At 38.4% G+C, this 1,765-nt stretch carries 2 protein-coding genes; one reads left to right on the top strand and one right to left on the bottom strand.

The window, feature by feature from the left end; genetic code table 11:
* Positions 1 to 323, top strand: a 323-nt coding sequence (locus JF818_RS08615; RefSeq protein ID WP_233066908.1) for a hypothetical protein, incomplete at its 5' end; no start/stop codon positions are given.
* A 58-nt stretch (positions 324 to 381) separates the two neighbouring features.
* Here the strand turns inward: JF818_RS08615 and JF818_RS08610 are convergent.
* Positions 382 to 1,765 (bottom strand): ATP-binding protein (locus JF818_RS08610; RefSeq protein WP_233066892.1); only part of this gene is annotated, 1,384 nt, incomplete at its 5' end.

Here is a 1,765-nt window from a genome sequence, read left to right as displayed (position 1 = left end):
ATCTAAGGAAGATAGAAAAGGCAAAGGAATCCTATAAGATGGCTGAAGCCGAAACTTTGGGCTCATCTGATGTTAAAGTGGTAGCAAAAGCAGCTTTCAATAGCAGGATCGCAACCCTACTCATAGAGGAAAGCAAAATAGTACCGGGAAAGATCAACCGAGCGACTGGAGAGGTGGAATACGGAGACATAAAAGAACCAGCGTTTGATGACCTTTTGGATGACATTGCTGAATTAACCTTGATGAGAAAAGGAGAAGTGCTTGTCATTCCGAAGGATATGATGCCAAGCACTACTGGTGTTGCTGCAATATTCAGATACTGATTTTTCCTATCTGACAGCAAGAGGCTCTTCATGGCAGACCAAGTGGATACCAATCGATCTAGGAGGGATCTGTGTATTCCTCCATTTTATCCTCAATGTCTTCCATTGATAGAGCCTCATATTGTATTGCATAATCACTATAGGTTTTCACTAATCCCTCTGCTTTTTTCTGTAGTTTTTGTATGCTGATCTTCTCTTTGTTGAGTTTGATTTCTGCAATGCTTATCGTTCGATGGAAATCATCAATCGCTACGAGGTCTATTTCATTTTTATTTCCCCGTTCCCAATAGGTGCCAATGACAGAATAGTCTGAAGATCGAGAATAGATATCAAGGAATAGACGTTCAAGGGTATGCCCTGAATAGGTAGGGAGATCTCGATGTATCAGTTTTATTACATAGGTGAATCGCTCATTTTCAATTTGAGAAAAATTCTTGTAGATAAATCGAAACCAGAATCTCATGAAATGGTCTTTGATTTGGTACTTCTGATTTCTTGAATCTTTCTTGGCGCCAATGGGACGTACTTTTCTGACTATATCATATTCATCCTCAAGACGTTGGAGATGTCCACCAATACTCTTGGTGATTACCGACTCAATTTCTTGCCTTGATGTTTTACCAGAAGCTATCAACTCAAGTATTGAAAAATAGATTCCATACTCTTTCCCGAATTCCTGGATAAGGAGATTTTTTCCTTCCTCTAAGAAAAAGGAATCTTTACTCAGTATGTGATCAAGTACCATTTCCTGTGTAAAACAGGTATTTTCAAGGAGTATCTCCATATATCGTGGAACTCCCCCAGTAATGAGGTAGTATATAAACAAGTTATTAACAGTATATGCATCGTACACTTCAAGAACTTCTTTTATCGTGAATATTGAAAAAGGTTTTAGATAGAGGATTCTGTCTGCTCTTCCAAAGAGAGGTTCTTTCTCGTTCTGAAAGATGTTAACCATCATGGAATATATTGATCCAATAAAAAGAATGTGCACATGGGTCCTGAATTTATAAGAATCCCAGATATTCTGAATCTCTGAAAAAACACTTGGGCTTATGTGTGCATACTCCTGGAACTCATCAACTATAAGAACGAATGGTTTAGTGATTCCATATTTCATGAATAATTCGAAAATCTCAGAGAATCGTTCAATGCTTCCGATATAAGGCTCCCCAGTCAATTGTTCATATAATGGAAGATACTCCTCACACAACAGTTTCTCCGTTTTCCTACTTGTAAACAGATACACTGAGTCCTTGTCTTTTGCGTATTCTTTTGCAAGAAGCGTCTTCCCTATTCGCCTTCGTCCGGTAATTACCGTAATCTTTCCATATGAGGATTTGCACTGCATGTAAATAGTGTTGAGGATATCGAGCTCATAGGCCCTTCCGAAAAACTTCATTATTGCAACCTCCATTACAGTAACGTTGGTTGCATTATAT

This window comes from Sphaerochaeta sp. S2 (assembly GCF_016406725.1).
Classification (GTDB): Bacteria; Spirochaetota; Spirochaetia; order Sphaerochaetales; family Sphaerochaetaceae; genus Sphaerochaeta.
The sequence above is the reverse complement of the archived record's forward strand: the minus strand, read 5'-3'. Positions and strand labels throughout refer to the sequence as shown.